The sequence below is a fragment of the Paenibacillus sp. AD87 genome, from assembly GCF_001659845.1.
Lineage (GTDB): Bacteria > Bacillota > Bacilli > Paenibacillales > Paenibacillaceae > Paenibacillus > Paenibacillus marchantiae.
On record NZ_LXQN01000007.1, the window covers coordinates 1,583,802 to 1,607,616 of the forward strand.

24 protein-coding genes and 1 riboswitch are annotated in these 23,815 nt (G+C 45.3%); of the genes, 21 read left to right on the plus strand and 3 right to left on the minus strand.

All coding sequences use genetic code 11. The annotated features are described in order from the left end of the window. The first annotated feature begins 15 nt into the window (after window positions 1-15). The 17 genes from gpAD87_RS07250 (at window position 16) to gpAD87_RS07330 (ending at window position 17,467) form a co-directional block, all read left to right on the plus strand. Window positions 16-1,494 (plus strand): serine/threonine protein kinase, encoded by a 1,479-nt coding sequence (locus tag gpAD87_RS07250; protein WP_064637139.1) that lies wholly within the window; start codon window positions 16-18, stop codon window positions 1,492-1,494. 26 nt (window positions 1,495-1,520) lie between these two features. Beyond that, window positions 1,521-2,543, plus strand: coding sequence for an SAF domain-containing protein (locus tag gpAD87_RS07255; RefSeq protein ID WP_064637141.1), 1,023 nt, complete (start codon window positions 1,521-1,523; stop codon window positions 2,541-2,543). 69 nt (window positions 2,544-2,612) lie between these two features. Beyond that, window positions 2,613-3,326, plus strand: coding sequence for a hypothetical protein (locus gpAD87_RS07260; RefSeq protein ID WP_064637143.1), 714 nt, complete (start codon window positions 2,613-2,615; stop codon window positions 3,324-3,326). Beyond that, a complete protein-coding gene (locus gpAD87_RS07265) occupies window positions 3,323-4,153 on the plus strand; it encodes a ParA family protein (RefSeq protein ID WP_064637145.1) in 831 nt (276 codons plus the stop codon). Before gpAD87_RS07260 ends, gpAD87_RS07265 begins: the two co-directional genes overlap by 4 nt. Window positions 4,154-4,160: 7 nt before the next feature. After that, window positions 4,161-5,987 carry an ATPase, T2SS/T4P/T4SS family gene (locus gpAD87_RS07270; protein ID WP_064637147.1) on the plus strand — a complete coding sequence of 609 codons (1,827 nt, stop codon included), beginning with the start codon at window positions 4,161-4,163 and terminating at the stop codon, window positions 5,985-5,987. Beyond that, window positions 5,977-8,040, plus strand: coding sequence for a hypothetical protein (locus gpAD87_RS07275; protein ID WP_064637148.1), 2,064 nt, complete (start codon window positions 5,977-5,979; stop codon window positions 8,038-8,040). The genes gpAD87_RS07270 and gpAD87_RS07275 overlap by 11 nt, the downstream gene beginning before the upstream one ends. Window positions 8,041-8,095: 55 nt before the next feature. Continuing rightward, complete coding sequence (locus gpAD87_RS07280; protein WP_063562843.1) at window positions 8,096-8,581, plus strand: hypothetical protein; 486 nt, start codon at window positions 8,096-8,098, stop codon at window positions 8,579-8,581. Between the two features lie 16 nt (window positions 8,582-8,597). After that, on the plus strand, window positions 8,598-8,996 hold the full coding sequence (locus tag gpAD87_RS07285) for a hypothetical protein (protein WP_063562842.1): 399 nt from the start codon (window positions 8,598-8,600) through the stop codon (window positions 8,994-8,996). After that, window positions 8,993-9,544 carry a hypothetical protein gene (locus gpAD87_RS07290; RefSeq protein WP_064637150.1) on the plus strand — a complete coding sequence of 184 codons (552 nt, stop codon included), beginning with the start codon at window positions 8,993-8,995 and terminating at the stop codon, window positions 9,542-9,544. Before gpAD87_RS07285 ends, gpAD87_RS07290 begins: the two co-directional genes overlap by 4 nt. Next, window positions 9,531-10,514: a hypothetical protein gene (locus tag gpAD87_RS07295; protein ID WP_063562840.1), complete on the plus strand. Its 984-nt coding sequence runs from the start codon at window positions 9,531-9,533 to the stop codon at window positions 10,512-10,514. The genes gpAD87_RS07290 and gpAD87_RS07295 overlap by 14 nt, the downstream gene beginning before the upstream one ends. Before the next feature lie 132 nt (window positions 10,515-10,646). After that, on the plus strand, window positions 10,647-12,197 hold the full coding sequence (locus gpAD87_RS07300; protein WP_063562839.1) for an ABC-F family ATP-binding cassette domain-containing protein: 1,551 nt from the start codon (window positions 10,647-10,649) through the stop codon (window positions 12,195-12,197). Between the two features lie 134 nt (window positions 12,198-12,331). Further along, window positions 12,332-12,441: riboswitch (TPP riboswitch) on the plus strand. A 314-nt stretch (window positions 12,442-12,755) separates the two neighbouring features. After that, entirely contained in the window at window positions 12,756-13,349 is a 594-nt protein-coding gene (locus gpAD87_RS07305) for a thiamine phosphate synthase (RefSeq protein WP_197521379.1), read from the plus strand. Between the two features lie 5 nt (window positions 13,350-13,354). Then, window positions 13,355-14,587 (plus strand): glycine oxidase ThiO, encoded by a 1,233-nt coding sequence (thiO, locus tag gpAD87_RS07310; RefSeq protein WP_197521380.1) that lies wholly within the window; start codon window positions 13,355-13,357, stop codon window positions 14,585-14,587. After that, the gene (gene thiS / locus gpAD87_RS07315; RefSeq protein WP_064637154.1) at window positions 14,584-14,787 is read left to right on the plus strand and encodes a sulfur carrier protein ThiS; all 204 of its coding nucleotides are present in this window, start codon (window positions 14,584-14,586) and stop codon (window positions 14,785-14,787) included. Before thiO ends, thiS begins: the two co-directional genes overlap by 4 nt. Before the next feature lie 3 nt (window positions 14,788-14,790). Continuing rightward, on the plus strand, window positions 14,791-15,558 hold the full coding sequence (locus gpAD87_RS07320) for a thiazole synthase (RefSeq protein ID WP_064637156.1): 768 nt from the start codon (window positions 14,791-14,793) through the stop codon (window positions 15,556-15,558). Next, window positions 15,555-16,604 carry a MoeB/ThiF family adenylyltransferase gene (locus gpAD87_RS07325; RefSeq protein WP_064637158.1) on the plus strand — a complete coding sequence of 350 codons (1,050 nt, stop codon included), beginning with the start codon at window positions 15,555-15,557 and terminating at the stop codon, window positions 16,602-16,604. The genes gpAD87_RS07320 and gpAD87_RS07325 overlap by 4 nt, the downstream gene beginning before the upstream one ends. A gap of 173 nt (window positions 16,605-16,777) precedes the next feature. After that, window positions 16,778-17,467: a winged helix-turn-helix domain-containing protein gene (locus gpAD87_RS07330; RefSeq protein ID WP_064637160.1), complete on the plus strand. Its 690-nt coding sequence runs from the start codon at window positions 16,778-16,780 to the stop codon at window positions 17,465-17,467. Window positions 17,468-17,601: 134 nt separating this feature from the next. Here gpAD87_RS07330 and gpAD87_RS07335 read toward each other — a convergent pair whose 3' ends face one another. Further along, window positions 17,602-18,102 (minus strand): C40 family peptidase, encoded by a 501-nt coding sequence (locus tag gpAD87_RS07335; RefSeq protein ID WP_053780904.1) that lies wholly within the window; start codon window positions 18,100-18,102, stop codon window positions 17,602-17,604. 281 nt (window positions 18,103-18,383) lie between these two features. After that, on the minus strand, window positions 18,384-19,025 hold the full coding sequence (locus tag gpAD87_RS07340) for a thiamine diphosphokinase (protein WP_064637161.1): 642 nt from the start codon (window positions 19,023-19,025) through the stop codon (window positions 18,384-18,386). A 187-nt stretch (window positions 19,026-19,212) separates the two neighbouring features. Here gpAD87_RS07340 and gpAD87_RS07345 point away from each other — a divergent pair, with 187 nt between their 5' ends. Both gpAD87_RS07345 and gpAD87_RS07350 read left to right on the plus strand, forming a co-directional pair. After that, window positions 19,213-19,881, plus strand: coding sequence for a trimeric intracellular cation channel family protein (locus gpAD87_RS07345; protein ID WP_064640785.1), 669 nt, complete (start codon window positions 19,213-19,215; stop codon window positions 19,879-19,881). A 1-nt stretch (window position 19,882) separates the two neighbouring features. Further along, a complete protein-coding gene (locus gpAD87_RS07350; RefSeq protein WP_064637163.1) occupies window positions 19,883-20,353 on the plus strand; it encodes a low molecular weight protein-tyrosine-phosphatase in 471 nt (156 codons plus the stop codon). 158 nt (window positions 20,354-20,511) lie between these two features. On the opposite strand, the gene gpAD87_RS07355 is transcribed toward gpAD87_RS07350, so the two are convergent. Next, entirely contained in the window at window positions 20,512-21,246 is a 735-nt protein-coding gene (locus gpAD87_RS07355; protein ID WP_063562831.1) for an alpha/beta hydrolase, read from the minus strand. A gap of 255 nt (window positions 21,247-21,501) precedes the next feature. Here gpAD87_RS07355 and pdhA point away from each other — a divergent pair, with 255 nt between their 5' ends. Further along, the gene (gene pdhA, locus gpAD87_RS07360) at window positions 21,502-22,569 is read left to right on the plus strand and encodes a pyruvate dehydrogenase (acetyl-transferring) E1 component subunit alpha (RefSeq protein WP_053780908.1); all 1,068 of its coding nucleotides are present in this window, start codon (window positions 21,502-21,504) and stop codon (window positions 22,567-22,569) included. Window positions 22,570-22,674: 105 nt separating this feature from the next. Further along, window positions 22,675-23,652 (plus strand): alpha-ketoacid dehydrogenase subunit beta, encoded by a 978-nt coding sequence (locus gpAD87_RS07365; protein WP_062325380.1) that lies wholly within the window; start codon window positions 22,675-22,677, stop codon window positions 23,650-23,652. The last annotated feature ends 163 nt before the right edge of the window (window positions 23,653-23,815 follow it).

Genomic DNA, 23,815 nt, shown 5'->3' on the forward strand with positions numbered 1-23,815 from the left:
CAAGGAGGAGTCTATATGAGACATCCGGCTAGGCTCGAGCGTGGAAGCCTGCTGGGGGGAAGGTACCGTATCGTGTCCATTCTCGGTTCGGGTGGAATGAGTCATGTATATGAAGCAGAGGATTTGAAGTTGCCAGGCAAAACCTGGGCGATCAAAGAAAGCGTGACGGCGATGCCATACGAAGGCAGTATGGAGTCAGAAGCTGCTCTTCTTACATCTCTGAGGCATCCCAGATTACCGCAAATCGTAGATTTTTTTGTACCGGATGAGCTGGGGTATACCTATCTTGTTATGGAGTACATTGAGGGATTGACACTTAGTGACTATTTCAAGCAATGTCGGGGGAAGATTCCGCTTGAACAAATGACGGAGTTTGTGCTTCAGCTGCTGGATGTATTAAGTTATTTGCACAGTCTGGACCCACCTGTCATCTATCGGGATTTGAAACCATCCAACATTATGATTACACCGGAACATGAAGTGAGACTGATTGATTTTGGGATAGCGCGGAGCTATAAAGCACAAAGAGTCGATGATACGGTTAAATTGGGAACGGCCGGCTTCGCTGCACCAGAACAATATGGTTCAGGACAGACGGATGCGCGTTCTGACCTGTACGGGCTTGGAGCATTGTTGCTCTATCTCATGACTTGTGGAACTTATACGGAATGGATTCAGGGAGTTGAGAGCTCCATTCGCAGTGATGTTCCACGTACCTATATTCCTGTTGCGAGAAGGTTGTTGCGACTGAATCCGAATGAGCGCTTTCAATCGGCTGATGAAGTTCGTAAGGAGCTGCTGCGCAGACCGGGAATAGCGGCTGGTGGTTCAGAAACGACGGTGACGATAAGCGGAGGGACAAGAGTGATCGCTTTGACGGGGGCATCATCCGGAGTTGGGGTTACGCATACGGCCATAGCCATCAGTCACTATCTGGAGCGGCATAACTTCAAAGTGGCCATAATCGAGATGTCGCCACGTTCCCAATCGTTTGCACGGATTCAACAAGTCGCGCATGCAGGTAAACCCGTGCCAGCAGGCAGACAGTTTGCAGTGGATGGTGTACATTACTGGAAACAATCGGGACGTGCAGACATCCTGTCTTTATTGGGAGGCAGCTATCAGTTCATTGTGATGGATCTGGGCAGTGGTCAGGATCAGAACCGGCTTGAAGAGTTTCTCAGAGCTGACTTGCCCATTGTTATAGGTTCCGGTGCCGAATGGAGACAAGCTGAGATTGGATCTTTTGTCCGTTCACACAACCGGTACCCGAGAGACAAATGGATCTACTGTTTGCCACTCGCAGCAGCTGACGCCGTTCAGCGCATGCGCAAAACGTTGGACACTTCCAGTGTCTACAGTCTGCCTTTACATATCGATCCCTTTGATCGGGAACCGCAGATGGATAAGGTTTTTGCTCATATTTTGACTCATATGATGGGGCAGCTTCCCAAGAAACGTTCATTCTTTGCAAGAAAAAGAGTACATGATTAGAAGAGATTGCGAAAGGAGAGCCTCTTTTGTCTAAATTAAGAAAACAAAGCCGTCAACTGATTTACGCTGGATTGACGGGAGCAGGAGCAATCGGTTTGTTGTTTGGGGCATATGTCATTTACAATGTCAAAACCATGAGTGATACGAGGTCTGAAGTGGAGGCCCGATACTCATCAGCCTACGAACAAAAAGAAGCTGAATTGATGCAACAATGGAACTCGGGGGCACAGGGATGGGTGACAATACGGGATGTTGAAGCAGGAGAGTCGATATTGCCCGAGGATATCAAACTCATAGCCGTTCCGGATGCACAGGCACCAAGGAATCTGTGGTCCAGCTCCAAGCAGATGGATGGTCAAGTGGCGAAAATAGAATTAAAAAAGGGAACAGCCATTACAACTGAAATGGTGTATGAAGATACCCCGGCACCGCCGGATCTAAGGAATCGTGAACTACAGGTTGTGTTGTTACCTTCTTCACTTGCTAAGGGAGACATCATTGATATTCGTATTCAGTTTCCAACGGGTCAAGACTACATTCTCCTGTCCAAAAAGAAAGTCCAAAGATTAAATGCAGCTACACTATGGATTACAATGACGGAGGAGGAGATCCTGTCCCTTTCAAGTGCAATTGTAGATGCCTATTTACATAAAGCTTCAATCTATGCATTAACCTATGTAGAACCACAGTTCCAGACACCAGCGATTCCGACATACCCTGCTAACAATGAAGTGTTAAAACTGCTGGAGAGTGATCCTAATCTTGTACGTCGGGCTGAAGTGGAGTTAGCGCGGCAAGTACGGAGTTCGTTAGAAAGCTCGCTCGCCGCATCCATCTCAGCGCCATCCCAAGGTGTGGAGCAGGATGTTGCACAGTCTTCCGTTTCATACAATAATCGACCTGGAGCAAATAACTCTTCAACTACTGATGGGGTCATCTGGAATGACGGTTCAGGTAGCGGCGGAACGACGGGTACAGGGAGCAATGATTCTTCAGCATCTGCTTCGAGTGCGGATGAGCAGAAAAGCTTGCTGACGGGCGGGGAGTAAAAAGCAGGACAAACAATTTATTATTTATGTAACAACGTATAAAAGTAACTTTAAGGAGCTTTGATAGCTATGCAAACATGGATCTTTGCTGGGTTATGCGAGAAGAATGACCTGATGCTGTACCTTTGCAAAATACTGGCGTCCTCCGGTAAACGTGTCTTGCTTGTTGATGGAACATTACAGCAGAAATATGGATACGGCGTTGGGGAAAGTCAGCAATCTCTGCGTATTACAGAATTTGAAGGTTTTGATATTGCATGTCAGTTCGTAACTTCAACAGCGGTTGAGAGTCATCTTGAAGCGAGTGGCGAGAAATTGGAGAGTTATGATTACGTCCTTTACGACATGGAAACATCACACTTTGCGTCACGTGATCTATGGCTCACGGCAGATATCCGTGTCTGGGTCAGTGATTATGAACGTTACAATCTGGAACGGGGCAAAGGCTGGCTCAAGCGTTTGCTTGAAGAACAGTCCCTGCCAGCAGAACTACCATTTCAGCGCATTTTGATTAATGCCGTTGATTGCAAACTGGAAGCTCGATATTTGTGGGCGTATCTGGAAGGTAGTCCATTTGTATGGACAGGGGAATCGCTGATGTTGCCTTGGGATGAACTGACTGCAGCAGTCAAACTGGAAAACGAGCATCATCGTCGGATACGTCTGGGGCCGTTATCACGGAACTATAAAAAATCGCTATGCAGGTTAGTGGAGCAGTTGACTGGATGGGAAAATGTCCAGAGTCGCCGGGCCATTAAAGAAGCAGAAAGGATGAGGGCATGAGCACCATTACGTTTTGGAGTCCTTTTGCAGGAACAGGCAGCACCTCAAGTGCGTTGATCGGCGCCTATGCGATGGCCCTTCAATATAGGACAAGAATTTTGCTTGTAAATACAGGTCCAGTCGGGAGCAGCACAGAAGCTGCCCTTCCACCTAAAGAAATAGAGGACACGGGATCAGTATTTACATTCGAGGAGGGGGGATGGGATGCTGTGGAACGGCTGCATATCAGCGGGAGTCTGAACAAGCATAATTTGAGGGATTATACCAAGCCGCTCCTCAATGACCGTCTGGATTTGTTGACTGGCAGAATCAACCGATTGGAACGTTCAACAGAAGAGCATGTGGAGACATTAAAAAGGCTGCTGCACGTAGCCAATGAATATTATGATCTGGTTCTTCTCGATGCAGATCGCGCAGGCACTAGTGACCAGGTTCTGCTGGATCAAGCGGACTATGTTGTGGTGAACCTGAATCAAAATATGAGGGATCTGGAGTATTTTTTTGGAAAAATCATACCCGAGAGCATGAGTGATCAGAAACTGCACATCGTGCTGAATAAGTATGATCCTCATTCACGCGCAACCATCACCAATATTCGTCGGCGTTTTCGATACAAAGGCTCGATATCAGTGTTGCCTTATACCACCGGATTTCTGGATGCCTTCAATCGTCGTGATGCGGCTGCGTACTTGCAATTGGAAGGTCTGAGCAACAATAAAGATATTCGTAAAGGGAGCTTTGCCGCAAGTATGGCTGAACTCGCTCGTCTTATTATGGATGGGGCAGGGATGCGTACCGTACTAAAAAGGCTGGAAAGGGGAGCCTGAACATCTGATGCTCTGGAATACCCTATGGTTAATTTTAATTTTGCTGTTATGTCTTGCGTATGTTTGGTTCAAATACAGAGCTTCCCATCGTGAAAAAAATAACCGTGCTCCTGAGCGCGAATCCTTCACGATTGAAGTGCTGACAGAGAAAGTAAAGAACTCGCTTCATGAGCTTAGTCATAGTCAACTTGCGGATGCAGGATTGCACGAAGAAGAATATCGCCGAAGAATCAATCAGCGTGCCGAGATGCGCAAGGCGCTTAAAGGTTGTGTATCAGGAAGCATCAGTGATAAAACGTATGTCAAAAACCTGATAGGTGATCTGCTTACCCGCAGCATAGGACTGAATAAGTCGAATATCGATGAGGTCATTTATTTTGGAGAAACTGAGTTGCTGACAATTCAGGATCAATTCGAAATTGTGTTTTATCTATACCGGCAGCAATTTGGTGTTGATGCCCTGTCACGCATGATTGACACTTATGATCTTGGCAGATTGAGGCAGAGTGAAGGTGCAGACGACGGAGGAAGTTACTATATCTCCGAGGAGGACATCCAGTATGTTTTTGAGTGTGAGTATAGAGAGCTTGGATTCAGAGAAAAAACAGATATCATCGTTCAACGTATCTACCAGCATTATAAAGGTTTCTCGGTGGTTGATGAAATAAGAGATCAACGAATAGATGGCGTTAGTGGTGGTGTGAGCGGCATGCTGGATGCCCTTCAGGATATGGGGCTACGGCAGCCGGCTTCGTGGAATGATCTGCTCGCGGATGGACTTGAAGATGCTCCCCTTGAAGAACCACTTAGTGGAATGGAAAGTGTCTGGATTTTCTATAAAGGTAAGTCCATTCATCTGTCCTTCCTTTCATTTGGCAGTATCCGTGAACTGAAGAGGGTATGTCAAAATATTTATAAATACAACTATCCGGGACAGCTTTCGGAAGCAAATGGATACAAGGTGAACGAGATGAAGGATGGATCACGTGTCGTTGTTGTGCGTCCTCCCTTTGCCGAATCATGGGCATTCTTTGTCCGGAAATTTGATATTCCCAATGCTTCACTGGAACAGTTGATTACTGGTAACAACGCAGATCTGCCAATCACTTTGCTGCAATATTTGATGAAAGGCAGTCGAATCACAGCTGTAACAGGAGCACAGGGATCGGGTAAAACGACACTACTTATGGCAATGGTGAAGCATATATACGCTTCGTATACCCTGCGTGTACAGGAGATGGCTTTTGAGCTACAACTGCGGCGTATATACAGTCGGCGTAACATTCTAAGCTTCCGGGAGACCGAGCACATTTCAGGTCAACAGGGACTGGACTTGCAGAAAAAGACGGATGGTACTGTAAATATTCTCGGTGAGGTCGCAAGTGACGAAGTAGCCGCATGGATGATTCAGATGTCCCAGGTTGCCAGTCTGTTCACCCTGTTTACCCATCATGCCAAAACGTTTCGTGATCTGGTCTTCTCCCTCCGTAATTCACTGCTCAAAACAGGTATGTTCCAACATGAACATATTGCCGAGGAGCAAGTAGTAAGTGTCATTAATTTCGATGTACATATGAAAAAGGACGCAGAGGGACGAAGATATATCGAACGAATTACGGAGTGTCTGCCACGTGCGAATAAAGGGGATAGCGTGGAGGAACGGGCGGGATTTACGTTTCGCAATGTGATCGAGTACAGGGATGGCAATTACGTCGCTACAGCTCCGATCTCCATAGGAAGCATTACGGATATGCGGGATCAGATGACACTGCAGGACGCTGCGCTGTTCGAACAGTTCATCAAGCAACATTGGGGTGATACCTATGACCGTTAAGTTTATTCTTCTTTTGGTGCTGGGGATATGTGCAGGTGGCTTGATAATCACGCTACTTGTACTGAACCTGTTACGTCATAGAGGAGAAAATACAAGTAAATCTATCGGGATTTCTACGCTAAACGGAACTCGTACGCTGCGGTGGGGTTCGGTCCTGTTACAGTCTTATCGGTGGGGCATGAAAGTGCCGCTATTCTCTGCTTATATTTTACAAGTACAGAAACGAATCTCATTCCGGCATGTCGGTGACGAACCAGCATTAAGACGAATGACTATGAACGTGGTTCTAATTATCTTCGGAGGATACGGGAGTATCAGTGTAATCCTTTTCCTTATGCAGCCGGGTATCGCCTTTGTTATATTGTCGGTACTCTGCGCAGTAGTTCTAAACAGCCTTGTACTGGATATGTGTCTGAATCGTATGGAGAAGCGACTGTTGGTACAGATGCTGGACCTGTTTGCCGACGTGAGACATCGGTATCATCAGCATGGAATGGTAGAGGAGGCACTTTATGAAGCAGCGGAAGCAGGTAAAGGAGAGGCTGCCGAGCAAGTGCTGTTGATCTATGAAGCATTGACTTCTCCGGATCCGAACGAAGCTTTGGAACGGTACTATGAGATTGCGCCAAATCGCTTTCTTAAAGGTTTTGCCGGTATTTCATATATGGTGATGGAGTTCGGGGATAAAGACAGAGCACAGGGTTCGATTTACTTGAAAGGCCTGGGGAATCTGACGCAGGAAATTCATCTGGAGATTTTGCGGCGGGACAAATTGGACTATCTGTTAAAAGGGTTGAATATCATCGCCCTGGCCCCCGTTCTATTCACAGCTCCAATCGAACGCTGGGCCAGAGGAAGTTTTCCGACTATGGATGAATTTTATCGCAGCAAAATCGGGTTTGTAACCAAAATATCAATCTATGTCATTATCATACTTGCCTACCTGCTTTTGCAAAGACTTCAGCAATATGATGAAACCCGCTATCGGACAGGGCGCAAACACTCCAGAATCGATCAGTTCCTATACAAGCAGACGTTCATTCGTAAAGTCGCGATGTTGTTCGTGGCCAAACCTGGCAGTACCAATTACAGTCAAACCGTAAGACTGATGCGAGAAAGCAGCTCGGAACTGAAATATGAATGGCTGGCGATACGAAGGCTGATGTTATTTGCAAGTTGTTTGGTCCTGACCATTGGATGTGTCTTTCTGCTGCATCAGGTTGAACGAAATCATATCTTACATGATCCTGTGAGAGATGACCGGATGTTTGGTGCGATGGGAGAGGCGGAGTTGAAGCAGGCTACAGAAAAGACAAGCTTGGATCAAGCTGTACTCGAGCGCATCGAAATGAAGCGAGGAGCAACTTTTGATGAGATCTCCAATGCATTGCAGTCCGTAAATCCCATTCCACTGGAGCATGATGCACAGACTGAAACTATCGCACGCATCCTGCAGAAGCTGGAAGGTTACAACAAGCAATATCTCCACTGGTGGGAGTTAATTATTGCAATGATGATAGGTATAGCGGGTTATCACATGCCGATCTGGCTCATGATGTTCCAGCGCAAGATGAGAAGCATGGACATGAGGCATGAAATCTATCAGTTTCAGACGGTTATCTCAATTTTGCGAGAGATGGACCGCATGTCTGTAGAGGAGATACTGGAATGGCTTAATCGCTTTGCTGTTATTTTCAAAAGACCACTGCAAAAATGTCTGTTGCACTTTGAACATGGGCCGGAGCATGCACTTGAACAATTAAAAGAAGATGCAGGGCTGCCTGAATTTCAACGTTTGGTTGAAAAGCTGCAACTTGCACTTGGGAAAATTTCGATTCGAGAAGCATTTGATGATCTGGATAGCATGATGGCCTTTTATTTTGAACAACGGAAGCAGGAATACACCAAGATGATTGATGTTAAAGCATCATGGGGAAGAATGATCGGGTTTACACCGATGTATGCCCTGATCTTCCTCTATCTGGTCATTCCGCTGGTAGGCATGAGTTTCCTGCAAATGAACATGTATTATGAACAGATTCAGAAACTGTAACGACCATGTACGTCACAGTCTGAAATAAATTAAAAACGATATAGGAGGATTTATCATGAACAATGCATCAAGCGCTTTAAAGGTGGCAGCAGGCATCTTTTTGACCATCGCCCTTATTACGATTGTGGTTCTATTGTTTATTTCGGCTCAGGAGGCGACCAAAACGGCACAGAACAATTTTGCCGATATCCAGACCGAGTTGTCCCAAGCTGCATTTACCGTGTATGACGGAACAACCATTAGTGGATCACAAGTCACAAACGCGTTGCGTAAATATGCGGACAAGGATCAGTTCGGTATTCAAGTTATTACAGGTAAAAACAAGGGGGGTCAATGGTATGGCAATCAGTTGAACATATCCCAGGATCTCAATAACGCAGATTACGGTTCAGTGATTTCTCCAGATGATAAAGTAGGTATTATTAATCAAACTATGAGTGAAAAAGACAACCAATATGTCAATCCAAGTGGTAAATTCAAAGCAATTATCGTAAAAGACAGATCCAATGTGGTAAGAGGGCTTATTTTCCAGCAATCCTGACAGGAGTTGGTTTAACATGTCCCAGAATACACAGCAGCTCATGTTGTTCTGTACGGCGGTTGTCCTATTTGTGACAGCCTGCCTGTACGGGCAGCAGAATGTTCGGGTTCTTTCAGACGCTTTGAATCACTTGGTGCAGACGACAGCAGACATGGAAGGACGCCTGAATACCACTCTGCGTATAAGTGAGCCAATCCGTTATAGTGGTGCGGAAGTGTTACACACTGTGAGGCAAATGACAGGGACAACGGTCAGCGTGGAGGTGGACGGGATTGCATATGTCATTGATCCCCTTGTAAACAGAAGAGGAACCATTCCTGTCCAGCTTGCTGCTTCGTATAGACCCGAGTTCATAAGAAGTGAGGCTGGCGAACTGCTGAAGATTGCATTTTGGAAGGAGGCCAGTACACCTTGATTAACGCTGCATCCAAGCTGCTTGCTGTTTTGCTGGCAGTGATTTTGCTTTATGTATATCCGGCAGCAGAGACTGCAGATCGACAGGATGACATGGCACGCATGACCGTTGTTCAGACGGTTACCCGTTTTGTTGATGCAGTCAGAACAAAGGGATACATTTCCCCTGTCATGTATACAGAATTCGAAGAACAGATGGCCCGAACGGGGAATGCCTATGAGATTTCTATGGAGCATTTGCACAAAAAATATGTTCCTCATTACTCAGATCCGATGGATCAGAGCACATTTTCTGGCACCTATGAAACTGTACAAGATGGCTATTATTCAGCCCAAATTAAAGCAAAGCTGTTTCCTTCGTCCGGTGTGCTAGCTTTAGACGATCCTGGGCGCAGATATACACTGGCAATGGGGGATTTCTTCACTGTAACCGTCAAAAATACCAATCGCACACCTGCCATGTTGATTCGTGAGTGGTTGAACGGGTCTGCACAGGCTGCAGCCGTGTTTACCACTTATGGGGGTATGGTGCTCAATGAAGATTACTGATCTTTCTATTGTGTTTGTGCTTATCTTTTTACCTATATTCTGGGTTATTTCTCACAATACAGACAATGCCCAAGAGGCACAATATTTAAGCAATCGATATAAGATGGCACTTCAGACTGCCGTACTGGATGCAGGGGCTGTGATGCATCAAAATGAGAAGCAAAACGATGAAGCAGGGTATGATTCGACCAAATTTGTAAAAGCGGACAAAGAGCTTGCCTTGACTACCTTTACCCAAACACTGGCGCTAAATATGGGGATTCAGGATGATCCTGCTGCTATACGGGCCATGTTTAATTACATTCCTGCAATGGTCGTGCTGGATTATGATGGTTATTATATTTTGGCGAACGAAACTGAGATGACGGGTGATCTTGAAGATTCATTCCGGCAAGTTTGGAGTCCTAAAAAGCCCTATACATATTCTGATTCAAATGGTAGCAGTATTAACTTCACACTCGATGGGTATGTGTATGCCTATGATGCAGGCTTGGGCATGTGGGTTGAGGGTTTCCAGAAAGAACTGGCCTCCAGCACACAAATCCCTCTGCTTCAGAATGCCGAGACGTTTGAGCAGGTCAGACGAGGCCGGATCGTGACAAGTGTGCAGGAAGATTTGGCAGATGTTATTAACCGGCATAATGAGTTTGCAAGAAGGAATGGTGTTTCCTACACCTTTACCATGCCTTTGATTTCTCAGGAAGACTGGTACAATTCGATTAATGATACGGGGCTGATGGCGTTTATTCAGGGAATACCTGTAGGTAACCAAAAGATTAACAATTATGCCATTGGTGGTGGCAGACTGGTGAAGAAAACAGCGATCGTTGGCGGAGTTGATCCTGTAAGTGGAATTAAATACTATTACCCTTCCACATGTAGCAATGGTTACAGAGCCGAAGAAGTGTTTACAAATGCCAAACAAGCGGCAGCACAAGGTTATTTTGAGTATAACTGTTCCATAAATTAAAGGCAGTTTGTTTGTAATATAAAAGCGAGGTTGCATGAGATGTTTACATTACTTTCAGAAAAGGCGACACCTGTGCTAAAATAGGGTTTCGGAACGATAGTAATGTCCAATAGATAGGAGCAACCTCATCTTATGAGTTTATTGTCAGTAGAGAACGTGAGTCACAATTTTGGAGACCGCACGTTATTTAAAAATGTATCTTTTCGTTTACTTGCCGGAGAGCGTGTAGGTCTTGTTGGTGCAAATGGTGTAGGCAAGTCCACACTGATGAACATCCTTACCGGGAAATTGTTAAAGGACGAAGGGAAGGTCGAATGGACCCCCAAAGTTCGTTATGGATATCTGGATCAGCATACCAAGCTCACGCCTGGAAAAACGATTCGTGATGTGCTTAAGGATGCGTTCCTTCCCTTGCTTGAGTTGGAAAAAGAAATGATGTCCATCACGGATCAGATGGCAGACGCCGATCCGGACAAGCTCGAATTGTTACTGGAAGAAATGGGTGACATTCAGGAACAATTGGAGCAAGGTGATTTTTATCTGATTGATGTAAAAGTGGAAGAGATGGCCAATGGACTTGGTTTGTCCGCCATCGGTCTGGATCGTGATGTGGCCGCGCTTAGTGGCGGTCAGCGTACAAAGGTATTGCTTGCGAAGCTTTTACTGGAGAAACCCACAGCTCTTTTGCTGGATGAGCCGACGAACTATCTCGATGTGGAACACATTGAATGGCTGACGCGTTACCTGAAAGATTACCCGTATGCGTTTATTCTGATTTCGCATGATACGGAGTTTATGAATGAGGTCGTTAACGTTATTTATCATCTGGAATTTGCCAAGTTGACGCGTTATGCAGCGAACTATAACAAATTCCTTGAAATGGCCGACATGAATAAGGCGCAACATATTGATGCATATGAGAAACAGCAGGAGTTTATCAAGAAGCAGGAAGATTTCATTCAGCGGAACAAAGCCCGCGCTTCCACTTCCGGTCGTGCCAAGAGCCGTGAGAAGCAGCTCGGCAAGATTGAACGGATTGATCGTCCAGACGAAGCGGCCAAACCCACATTCAAATTCAAGGATGCCCGGGCGAGTAGTAAAACCGTCTTTGAGGGTATTGATTTTGAAATTGGATATTCATATGCATTATTGCCCAAAATGACGATGACGATTGAGCGTGGCGAGAAAATTGCCATTGTTGGATGTAACGGTGTAGGTAAATCCACATTGCTCAAGACTATCTTGGGGAAAATCCCACCAATCAGCGGTAAGACTTTCTTGGGTGACTATCTGGAAACTGCGTATTTCGAACAGGAAGTACGTGCAGGTAATATTACCCCGATCGAAGATGTGTGGAATGAATTTTCTCATCTGACACAGAATGAAGTCCGGGGCCATCTCGCGCGTTGTGGATTAAAAAATGAGCATATCACCCGCCCGCTTAACGCGCTTAGTGGTGGAGAACAAGCCAAGGTTCGTTTATGTAAACTTCTGATGCGTGAAAGTAACTGGATTTTGTTCGATGAGCCTACAAACCATTTGGATGTAACCGCTAAAGCAGAGCTGAAACGTGCCCTGCAAGAATTCAAGGGTACCGTGCTGCTCGTATCCCATGAACCTGAATTTTATGAAGGTTGGGTAACCAAAACGTGGGATGTTGAAGCTTGGTCCGATAAACAATAGTTTCTACGAAATTCTTCGCACCGGAAGCAGCAACTTCGTTAACTACACGACTTCAGCAATGGATGAACAACGTAATTCATGGAAATGTACGGTGACAAAAAAAGGTGTCTATGGTAACATAGGCTACAGCTTCATATGAACACTAGGGGGGCCGCACGATGCGGCTGAGATGGAAGAATGCGATTCCGGACCCTTTGTACCTGATCTGGATCATACCAGCGTAGGGAAGTGGCGCGTTTCAGCTAATGACAAGAGCGTTATCGTCGACTTTGCGATATTGCCTGCAAGATGAATCATGCAGTTCTATGTATACAGCATTGCGACTATGGATGGTTTCTATAGTTGTTATGCGTTATGTATAGAGTAATTGCATGCGACAGTCATTCAGTTGATCCATGAATTTTAAATTCGTGGCCACTCCCCTACGGGAGTGGCTTTTTTTGTTGTTTTATACAGCTTTAATCTCGCAAGAGGAGGGCGAACAGGACGGTAATCTTCCACGAACATGTAACAACACGATCATTTGAACTGCATGTGGTTTCACCAGGTACAGGAGACTTGGACTCTTTTCTGAATATTGCTAAGGGTATATGGCGGTGGGTCGATTATATCCACATTCGTGAAAAAAAGCTGACTCTTGAGCAACAGATGTGTTGGGCGCAAAGTCTGAAAACAAAAGGTGTTCCATCTAACCGTATCATTATGAATGGCTCAGATCAGCTGGATCAACATGCTTCAATTGGTGGTGTGCATTGGGGTCAAGCAGTTACTCGCAGCTATGATAAGGATGAGTTGAGGAGAGTCGATCGGCTGCGCGTAGGCATATCGGTTCATTCTCTGGAAGAAGCAAAAGTTGCAGAAGAACAGGGAGCGGATTATCTCTTTTATGGGCATGTCTATGCTTCAAATAGTAAACCGAATTGCGAACCCAGAGGGCTAAGTGCGTTAGCTGAGGTATGCTCTAATGTTTCGATTCCCGTGATCGCGATTGGCGGGATTAGTCCTGAGAATATTGCTGCCATTCGAACTGCTGGTGCTAGAGGAGCCGCTGTAATTTCAACGATTTGGACGACCGATAAGCCGGAAGTAGCTGCCGCTTCATTGCGACAGGCGATCACGGATTCAGACAAGTACGCCGAACCAAGGAGATGAAGATCTTGAGAGAGGAAGCAAGAAGTCGAAGCAGGAATCGTTCAGGCTATCATCCAGGAATAGTTTCGGGAAGTAAAGTTGGAGCGGAAGTTGGAGGCAAGCTTCATGCAGAAACCATTATTGTAGGTGGAGGAGTTATCGGTTGTGCCATCGCATGTGAACTCGCTACTCGAGGCCATGACGTTCTTCTGGTTGAGCGGGCGCGGATCGCTGGGGGAACTTCCTGTGCAGCCGCAGGCATGCTTGCTGCTGATAGTGAGGAATTCACTCATGCTGTAATGGCAAAGCTTGCAAGGCAGAGCAGAGCTTTGCTTCATGAGCAGAAGGAACGGATCAGTTCGCTTAGCGGAGTGGAAATGGGGCTGCAACAGCATGGATTTATTACTCCTTTTCGTTCATACAGTGAGGTCAGCAGTTACAAGAATGATCGTAGATCGTCTACCTTATCTACAGAACATATTTGGTGGGATCGTATTGCTGTCCAACAGGAAGCTTCATGGTTAAACAGGGATACGTATGGAGCATTTTACAGACCTTCCGAGAGCGAGGTTATTCCTGTCAACTTAACGCAGGCTTATGTCAGATCGGCTCAAGCCATGGGTGCAAGGGTGATGGAAGGGGTACAGGATGTCCGTTTGCATACGAATGTAAACGGTGTGCAAGGAATCGAGACTTCAATAGGAACGATGACATCGAGAAATGTAATTATTGCTACAGGGTTACATGGTGAAGAATTGATGAGACATGTAGGTCTGAAATCGCCTGTTTTACCAGTAAAGGGGGAGATTGCAGCCGTGCAGTTTTCTCCCCACCATGCCGGGTACAGGCCAGACAAAACGGTGTATGCAGAGGATATATATATTGTTCCCAAAGCCAATGGAGAAGTATGGATCGGTGCAACAAGCCTTCCTGGAAGAACAGACATGAAAGTTTCGGTACAAGGCATTCAGAAGCTGCTTGCAGCTGCAACAAACTGGGTACCTGGCATGAAGGAAGCACATTTTATCCGAGCGTGGGCTGGTGTCCGTCCTTCGACTCCGGATGGATTGCCCTATGTGGGGGCTTGTGATAGTGTACCGGGTTTATTCGCTGCTTTTGGACATTATCGTAACGGCATATTGCTTAGTGCAATTACAGCCAGCCTTATGGCTGACTTGATTTGTGGCAAAACCTCGGAAGAACTGGGGATTCAGGACCTTTGTCCAGAACGTTTGAACATAAAGGAGATGTTGCAGTGAACATCATTGTCAACGGACAAATCATGCAAATTGAAGATAGCTTAAATCGTGTAGATAAATTGCTCCATTCATTTAATTTGCAAGTAAAAACCGTCGTGGTTGAATTGAATCGGCAAATTTTAACTCGGGAATATCATGAAACGACGGCGTTAAGAGACGGAGACCGAATTGAAATTGTACATTTTGTGGGAGGCGGTTGAATTATGTTGAGGATTGGAAATTATACGTTTGAGTCTAGATTGCTGCTGGGTACAGGCAAATTTTCGGACTTGGAAGTGCAGAGCCAGGCGGTTGAAGCCTCCGGTACGGAAGTATTAACGTTCGCGGTTCGGCGTTTGAATCTGGAAGATCGGAACAAACAGCACTTTCTGGACACACTGGACTTGAAAAGGTATACCCTGCTTCCCAATACAGCGGGTGCTGCAACAGCAGATGAAGCTGTGCGAATCGCTGAACTAGCTCGGGCTTCAGGACTTTGTGATATGATAAAAGTAGAAGTTATCGGCGATGGAATCACATTACTACCTGACCCAATTGAAACCTATAAAGCTTGCGAGATCTTGCTTGAAAAGGGCTTTACGGTACTGCCTTATATCTCGGACGATGTTATTCTGGCCAAGCGATTGCAACTACTCGGCGTACATGCTGTTATGCCTGGGGCTTCACCCATAGGGGCGGGGAGAGGAATTATTAATCCCTATAATCTGGAGATTATTATTGAACAAGCCGTCGTTCCTGTTATTGTGGATGCAGGACTTCGAGCACCTAAAGATGCTGCTCATGCGATGGAGCTGGGAGCTGACGGTGTATTGTTGAATACGGCTGTCTCCGGATCCGGAGATCCGGTGAAGATGGCGAAGGCAATGCGAATGGGGGTTGAAGCAGGCAGACTGGCTTATGAGGCAGGCATGATTCCCGTTAAGCGCTATGCAGCAGCGAGTAGTCCGGCGGAAGGAATGGTTCATACATGACTAATCAGACACGATCTTCTGAACAGGGAGACCGCTATTCCAGACAGGAACGGTATGCACCTATCGGTAAGGAAGGTCAGCATAGATTGAATAACAGCAAAGTATTAATTGTTGGAGCGGGCGCGCTTGGTACGGGTATTGCGGAAACATTGGTACGTTCAGGAATTGGCCATATTACTATTGCAGATCGTGACTATGTGGAGTGGAGCAACCTACAACGACAGCAATTATATATTGAGCAAGACGCCATTCAGCGAATGCCCAAAGCGATGGCAGCGAAGAATCGCCTATCTGACATTAATTCTAACGTTGAGGTTGTAGGCAAAGTGATGGACGTCAGAGTAGATGAACTGGAAGAACTGGTTCAGAACGCAGACTTGATCATGGATGCAACAGATAATTTTGATACCCGGCTATTAATAAATGATATGTCTCAGAAGTATCGTATTCCGTGGATTTACGGAGGATGTGTGGGCAGTTATGGAATTACCTACACGTTTCTGCCTGGAGAAACGCCTTGTTTAAACTGCTTGTTGGGTGAGGTTCCGTTAGGGGGGGATACCTGTGACACATCAGGCATTATCCCTCAGGCGGTGCAGATGGTTACGGCTAATCAGACTGCCGAAGCAATGAAGCTTCTCAGTGGTAATTCAGGTGCACTGAGACGCAAGTTGTTATCATTCGATGTGTGGAGAAATGAATACATATCCATTAACGTCGACGGTGCCCGAAAAGAAGATTGTCCTTCCTGCGGGGTAAAGGCTAACTATCCGTACCTCTCTGCCTCAAACCTGGAAAAAACAGACGTATTATGTGGTAGGGATACGGTACAGATTCGCCCTTCACGGCGAATGAATCTGGATTTACAACATACGGCTGATCGTCTCGGCAAGCTGGATGAAGGCAAAGTGGAGGCTAATCCATTTTTGGTTTCTTTTACAACGGGAGCGCACAGGATGGTCATTTTTCAGGATGGTCGTGTCCTTGTTCATGGAACAAAAGACACGGCAGAGGCGCGTACGCTGGTTCACCGGTACTTTGGTTAGAGAAAAATCAAATGAATGTTCCGCGTCCGTTCCTTCCGGGAATGGACTTTTTCATTTTACGGCATGATAAACATACAACAATGCTGCGATGCAAAGTGGTCACAAGGATGTGGAGACCAAGTGTAGTTTAAACCAACAAATGTAGCAGCGTACAAGACAGGCCGGGTGAAAAAATGAAAACATCCATATTACTGGTTGGCAGGGGCGATCTGGTTTCTTTTATTCAAGGCATACTGTGTGCAGAAGGGTACCAAGTCGAGCAAATGGAATGGACAGATCTGAACCGTATTTCTGAACTAACACTCACGAATCTCAATATGATCATATTAATGAATGAAGGATGTCATGAAGATACCCTGAAAAATGGACTAGAGTCTTTTGTGCACGTAGGTGTCACCTCCCCATTACTTGTGATAACTCCCAAGATATCGCCTGAATTGATTGTGGAATTACTCGATTACGGCGCTAATGATGTGATGGAAGCACCTATTCACGGTAATGTGATGATGGCCAGAATACGGAATCTTTTACGTGTGTTCTCGCATGCTTCACAGGAAGATGAAGAAGTCATTGTAGTACATGACCTCAAGGTCAATCTGCGTTCACGTCGTGTAAGTCGTGCAGGCGAATATCTGGTATTAACTCCGAAAGAATACGAATTGCTGGAATTTTTGGCCCGTCATGTGAATGAGGCGTGTCCCCGGAGTGTTATTTTAAGGGAAGTATGGGGGTATGATTTTGCAATGGATACCAATGTGGTGGATGTATATATCAAACATTTACGAGTGAAGGTGGATAAGGGGAGGAGTGTCAAATTAATTCATACTGTTCGTGGCATCGGTTATATGCTTCATACTCAATAAAAGAGGTCGTATCACCGAACATAGTTCCTGTTTTCCACATAACTCCTGTTTGGACAGAGAGCTTCATTGGGTAAATATAAAAGGACCGGATCATCAGATCCGGCCCTACTCGCTTCGTATTATCGGAATATGAGCTACAGAACGCGGCGAGCTTTAATATATGTTTTTTTCCAGTTCCCCGAGTTCAAGTCGGAAAGAGTAACACCAGGCGATCCATACGTGTGCAGAACTTTTCCGTCCCCTGCATATACGCCTACGTGAGTAATATTGGAGCCTGTAGAGCGACTACCGCTGGAGAAGAAGACCAGATCTCCCACCTGCAGATTAGCTTTGGAAACAGCTACACCTTCTTGGGATTGTTTAACGGATGTACGTGGCAGGTCTACACCATACTTTTTGAAGATGTATTTCATAAAAGAAGAGCAGTCAAAATTTTTGGTTGTAGAAGTTGACGCACCAAATTTATATGGAGTTCCTGTAAAGGTTTTACCATAGTTCACGATTTGTTGTCCTGTGGATACAGAAGCGCTTGCTGCCTGTGCGACAGGTGCATTAGTCATTAATACAGCTCCAAAACCTAGTGTAGCGCACAACCCGACGGTTACGGCCTTTTGGACAAAGATGTTTGTTTTCATGTGAGTACCTCCAAAATTCGTTTTCGTTTAGTTGCTAGAGCGAGTATAACAGCTTTGTAACATCCTAGAAATTGGATGGAACTTGGTTCTCCCTAGGGCCGCAACGGTTTGGGTTTGTTTATTAAAATACCATTAAAAATGTCAAAAAATTAATCATTGACGAAGCTCGAATGTTACAAAAACAACAAAGACCCTTGATATTCAAGGGTCTTTGTTGTTTTATGCTCTTATTTTTAATCTGAATCATAGGTTACAAAAACGTAATAAGTATAGGCAGAAGGTTAATCTTTGCTCTGAATAATGAGTAATAACCCACTATTTATAGAGACGGTGCCAGACTTTCCGAGCAGTTTGTTGCTAATCCCCAAAGATTGTCCCATGCGTATAGTAGCTTGATCTAGCGGGTACATGAAACCTTCCAGTGTAATACCTGTTACTTCATTAGTAAGTGGGAGCAGGGAGATGTACTCATATCCACGGTCTTCCACAAAAGCTTCGGAGGTCGTTAGCATCATATAATTGTGTTCATCCTGCAGAGTACAGGCAATATGATGCTGCATAGCGCGGACCATAATATGTACGTTAGCCAGTGTATGATCCATGCGTGTGCCCGTTGCGCCCAACATAAGAATGTCAGTAGGCTCAAGATCCAATGCTGTTTCAAATGCCATCTCGGTATCGGTCAAATCTTTAAGCACAGGATCACAGGTGATTATCCGTTCGCTGTTATCTCGTACCTTCTCCCGTTCCTGCTCGGTAATGGAATCAAAATCACCTACTGCGATATGTGGTTGAATCCCATGTTCTATTAAGAACAACGCCCCACGATCAGCTGCGATAATGATGTCATCCTTACCGATTTCTTTTAGAAATTGAGGAGAGAGGTTTCCCCCTGTAAAAATAACAATTCGTTTCTTAGTCATTCTATTTCATCCTTCCTAATCAATAAAGAAACAATTCACTTCTAATTAAGGTGTTAGAATGATGCAAAAATCATTCACAAAACCAGTATAATCCACAAAATGTGGTTGCACAATTTCGGCATGCGCGGATACAATGGGTAGAGCAACATGGAGATGACTTGAAAAGTGAGGTTTGAACAGGTTGGACTTGCACATTTTTGAAGTATTCAGCATTATAGGTACCATTGCATTTGCAATGTCCGGAGCTTTCGTGGCAATGGAAGAGGAATATGATATTTTAGGTGTGCTGGTACTGGGACTCGTAACCGCATTTGGAGGCGGAGTCATTCGTAATGTACTCATTGGTGTACCCGTAACGATGCTGTGGAGCCAGGGAATGCTAATTATGCTCGCCCTTATATCTGTAGCGATTGCTTTTGTACTACCTCTTAAGTGGATTGGTCACTGGAAGAGGACAGAAGCGCTGTTCGATGCGATTGGACTTGCAGCATTTGCGATTCAAGGGGCGTTATACGCAGCCAATATGGGACATCCCATTAGTGCGGTTATTGTAGCCGCAGTGATGACCGGTATAGGCGGAGGAATCATTCGTGATCTGCTGGCTGGCAGGAAGCCATTGGTACTGCGTGATGAAATTTATGCCGTGTGGGCAATAACAGCTGGTTTTGCTATAGGTATGGGATGGTTCACAACCAACGTTGGGCTGTTAATATGTTTCGCCGCAGTTGTGTTCTTCCGAATGTGTTCTGTTCATTATAAATGGAAGCTGCCTCGTCGTTCTCTGGTACAAACGGAGAGTGTGAAACCTCAGACAACACCAGCGCCACTTAACCGCACCTTGAGTAAGGGGGAATAACATGATTAACGTTTTGTTTGTATGTTTGGGCAACATATGCCGCTCACCAATGGCTGAGGCTGTCCTCCGTCATAAAGTGAGTGAAAGAGGACTTGATCATCAGATTTCAGTGGACTCAGCAGGTACAGGAGACTGGCATGTTGGCAAACCTCCGCATGAGGGGACACGATCATTGCTGGATTCATATCAAATTTCTTATGCCAACATGGCGGCAAGACAATTTGCGAGTGCGGACTTCACACATTTTGATTACATTATATGCATGGATGATTCCAACGCAGCTAACGTAAGAAGTGTAACAGGTGGTGAGGATGCGGAAATTATCAAGATGATGGATCTGCTGCCGAACGAGACGCTCCGTGAAGTACCCGACCCGTATTATACGGGGAATTTTGAAGAAGTGTACAGGCTGGTTGATGCAGGCTGCGACGTGTTGATGGATCGGATTGAAAAGGAACATTCTTTGATATAACAATCGGTGATGTTCTCTAGGAATGACTTGTGTGATACAAGAGAAGAAGCTGGAACGGACAAGCAGGTGAGCCTGCTTCTTTTTTGAACGTTCATGTAAGCGGTACCAAGTGAATGTAAAACAAAAGCGGCATTTCAGCCGCCTGTTCAATAATCGAATTAATTTTCTTGAAGAAAGTAAAGCAATGCTTCCGGCAGCTCGTTCTGCCAGAATCCCCATTGGTGATGCCCATCTTTCTCCTGATAGGAGACGAGTGCACCTCGTTTCTCGAGCAAATCACGGGTATCCCGGTTTAATTGAACAAAATCATATGTGCCGGTGTCGGCTTCAAAGGCAGTCTCCTGCAAACCAACAATCATCCAGATCGATAACCAGGACAAGTCTTCAGCTGCAGCGTAGATTTCCTGGGAAGCGGAGTAGTAAGCTCCAGACATGCTGATGACACGTGTAAACAGGTCTGGATAGAGTAGAGCAAGATGAAGCGAAACGCTGCCACCCAGTGAGTCTCCGGCAAGAACACGTTCCTGCGGAGAGCGGCGCACAGGATATTTCTCTTCTACATAGGGAATAATCTCTTCAGCGAAGCATGAGGTATACGCCTTGAACCGATCGCCGAAAGGGGCGTATTCCTGAGTTCTTACAGACACGTCAACCTGAACTCCTACTATAATGAAAGGTTCGGCTCCCTCGTCGAGAATGATGCGGTTGGCAGTGGTGGCGATACGTCCAAAATTGAAAAATTCTTCACCGTCCTGACAATATACGACAGGGTAGGATAACAATTCGTTATAGCCTGGGGGAAGATAAATTCGTAATGTGCGCTTCTCTCCGAGATAGCGGCTCTCAATCTCTTCCTTCACAATCGTGCGTTTCAAATAGCGGGAATCCGTCATAAAACGTCACCTTTCTCGGTTAATTTTTGCATTCGACCGCGCAATACGGTAAGATTAACCTTGTGCGGGGATAGGTCAAATACGCAAACATGTATTATGCTGTTATACCAATATTAAGCCCCTGTTATACATACAATCCGGAAGGAAACATAAAAAAATTACGGATATCTTTGACGTATGCAGTGAAACAGGTGTATAATAATATTATAACAGCGGAACTTGATATTCAAATTTTTTGTTGAGGTGAAGAAAAAAATGAGCAAGGTTCCTTATGAAGTATATACGGAGGATGTAGAAGCTCTGTCCGTGCTGTCTCCTGACGGCGAAATCGTTAACAAAGACATGATGCCTAAGCTTTCCGACGATCAATTAAAAGAAATTATGTATCGCATGGTATTTACCCGTACTTGGGATGACCGTGCAGTAAACCTGGGCCGTCAAGGTCGTCTTGGTTTCTATGCTCCAGTATCTGGTCAAGAAGCTACAATGGTTGGTAGTGAATTTGCAATTGAAAAAGAAGACTTTGTATGTCCTGGCTATCGTGACATTCCGCAACTCGTGTGGCATGGACTTCCTCTTTATCAAGCGTTCCTGTACTCCCGTGGACACCAACATGGTGGACAAATTCCGGATGGCGTTAATGTATTGATGCCGCAAATCATCATTGGTGCACAAATCCTGCACGCAATGGGTATTGCTATGGGTTACAAATTGAAGAAACAAAAACAAGTTGTAATTACGTACACAGGTGATGGTGGTTCTTCAGAAGGTGACTTCTATGAAGGTCTGAACTACGCTGGTGTTTACAAATTGCCTGTTATTTTCTTCGTACAAAACAATGGTTATGCCATCACAACTCCTTTTGCTAAACAAACGGCAGCTCTGTCCATCGCTCACAAAGCGGTAGCAGCAGGTATCAAAGGTGTTAAAATTGATGGTATGGACATCTTCGCAGTTATCAAAGCGGTTCAGGAAGCTGCTGAACGTGGTCGTAACGGCGAAGGCGCAACTCTGATCGAAGCAGTAACTTACCGTTTCCGTCCTCACTCCCTTTCTGACGATGCTTCTAAGTATCGTACAAAAGAAGAAGAGGCTGAATGGAATGCTAAAGATCCAATCGCACGTTTTGCTAAATATCTGGAGAAAAAAGGTCTGTGGACTGAAGAAGATACAGCACGTGTGAAAGAAGAAGCAAAAGCAAAAGTGAACGAAGAGATCAAAAAAGCGGAAAAAACCGAGAAAATGACGATTTCAGGCTTGATCGACAGCATGTTCGAACAAACGCCTAAGCACTTGGAAGAGCAAAAAGCTGATTTCCAATAAGTTTTTTCCGATAAAGCATAAACATCCGGGACGGGTTCCGGTGTCCCGGTATACATGTATGAATTCAAATGTGAACTGTCAATGTTTAAGGAGGAAATGAAGCAAATGGCACAAATGAACATGAAAGAAGCAATCCGTGATGCGCTTCGCGTTGAGTTGAAGCGTGATCCTAACGTTCTGCTTTTCGGTGAAGACGTAGGTAATGTAGGCGGCGTTTTCCGTGTAACGGAAGGTCTGCAAAAAGAGTTTGGCGAAGAGCGTGTATTTGATACTCCACTCGCTGAGTCCGCTATTGGCGGTCTGGCTGTTGGTTTGGGTGTTCAAGGTTTCCGTCCGGTTGCCGAGATCCAATTCGTTGGTTTTATCTTCGAAGCCCTTGACCAAATGGTAGTTCAAGCAGCTCGTATGCGTTTCCGCTCCGGCGGTAAATATAATTCTCCAATCGTATTCCGTACACCATTCGGTGGCGGTGTAAAAGCGGCAGAATTGCACACAGATTCCCTTGAAGGTTTGCTTACGCAAACTCCGGGTATTAAAGTGGTAGTACCTTCTAACCCTTACGATGCAAAAGGTCTTATGATCGCTTCTATTCGCGACAACGACCCTGTATTCTTCATGGAGCACTTGAACTTGTACCATGCATTCCGTGCAGAAGTACCTGAAGAAGATTACACAGTTGAGCTGGGCAAAGCGAACGTTGTTCGTGAAGGTTCTGATGTAACTATCATTACTTACGGTATGATGGTTCACACTTCTGTGAAAGCAGCAGAAGAGCTCGAAAAACAAGGAATCAAAGTTGAAGTTATCGACCTTCGTACGGTTAGCCCGATCGACATCGATACTATCGTTGCTTCCATTAAGAAAACAAACCGTGCAATTGTTGTACAGGAAGCTCAAAAGAGCGCAGGTGTTGCAGCTGAAGTCATTGCACAAATCAATGAAAAAGCAATCCTGCACTTGGAAGCTCCGGTTCTGCGTGTAGCTGGTCCGGATACTGTATATCCATTTGCACAAATCGAAGATACATGGCTTCCTAACCCAGCACGTATCGTTGCTGCGGTTAACAAAGTCGTAAATTTCTAATTTAATCATCTGACATGCCGCAAGGCGCAGTATGGTGATCCACACCGCAGCGCAAGCTGCACTGTAAACAGCCATTAGCCCCTTGAGTAACAGTTTATTGCATTAGCAGTAACGGTTGTTTCTTGGAGTTAAGGGTTGTTTTCAGGATTGAGACATAATCAAG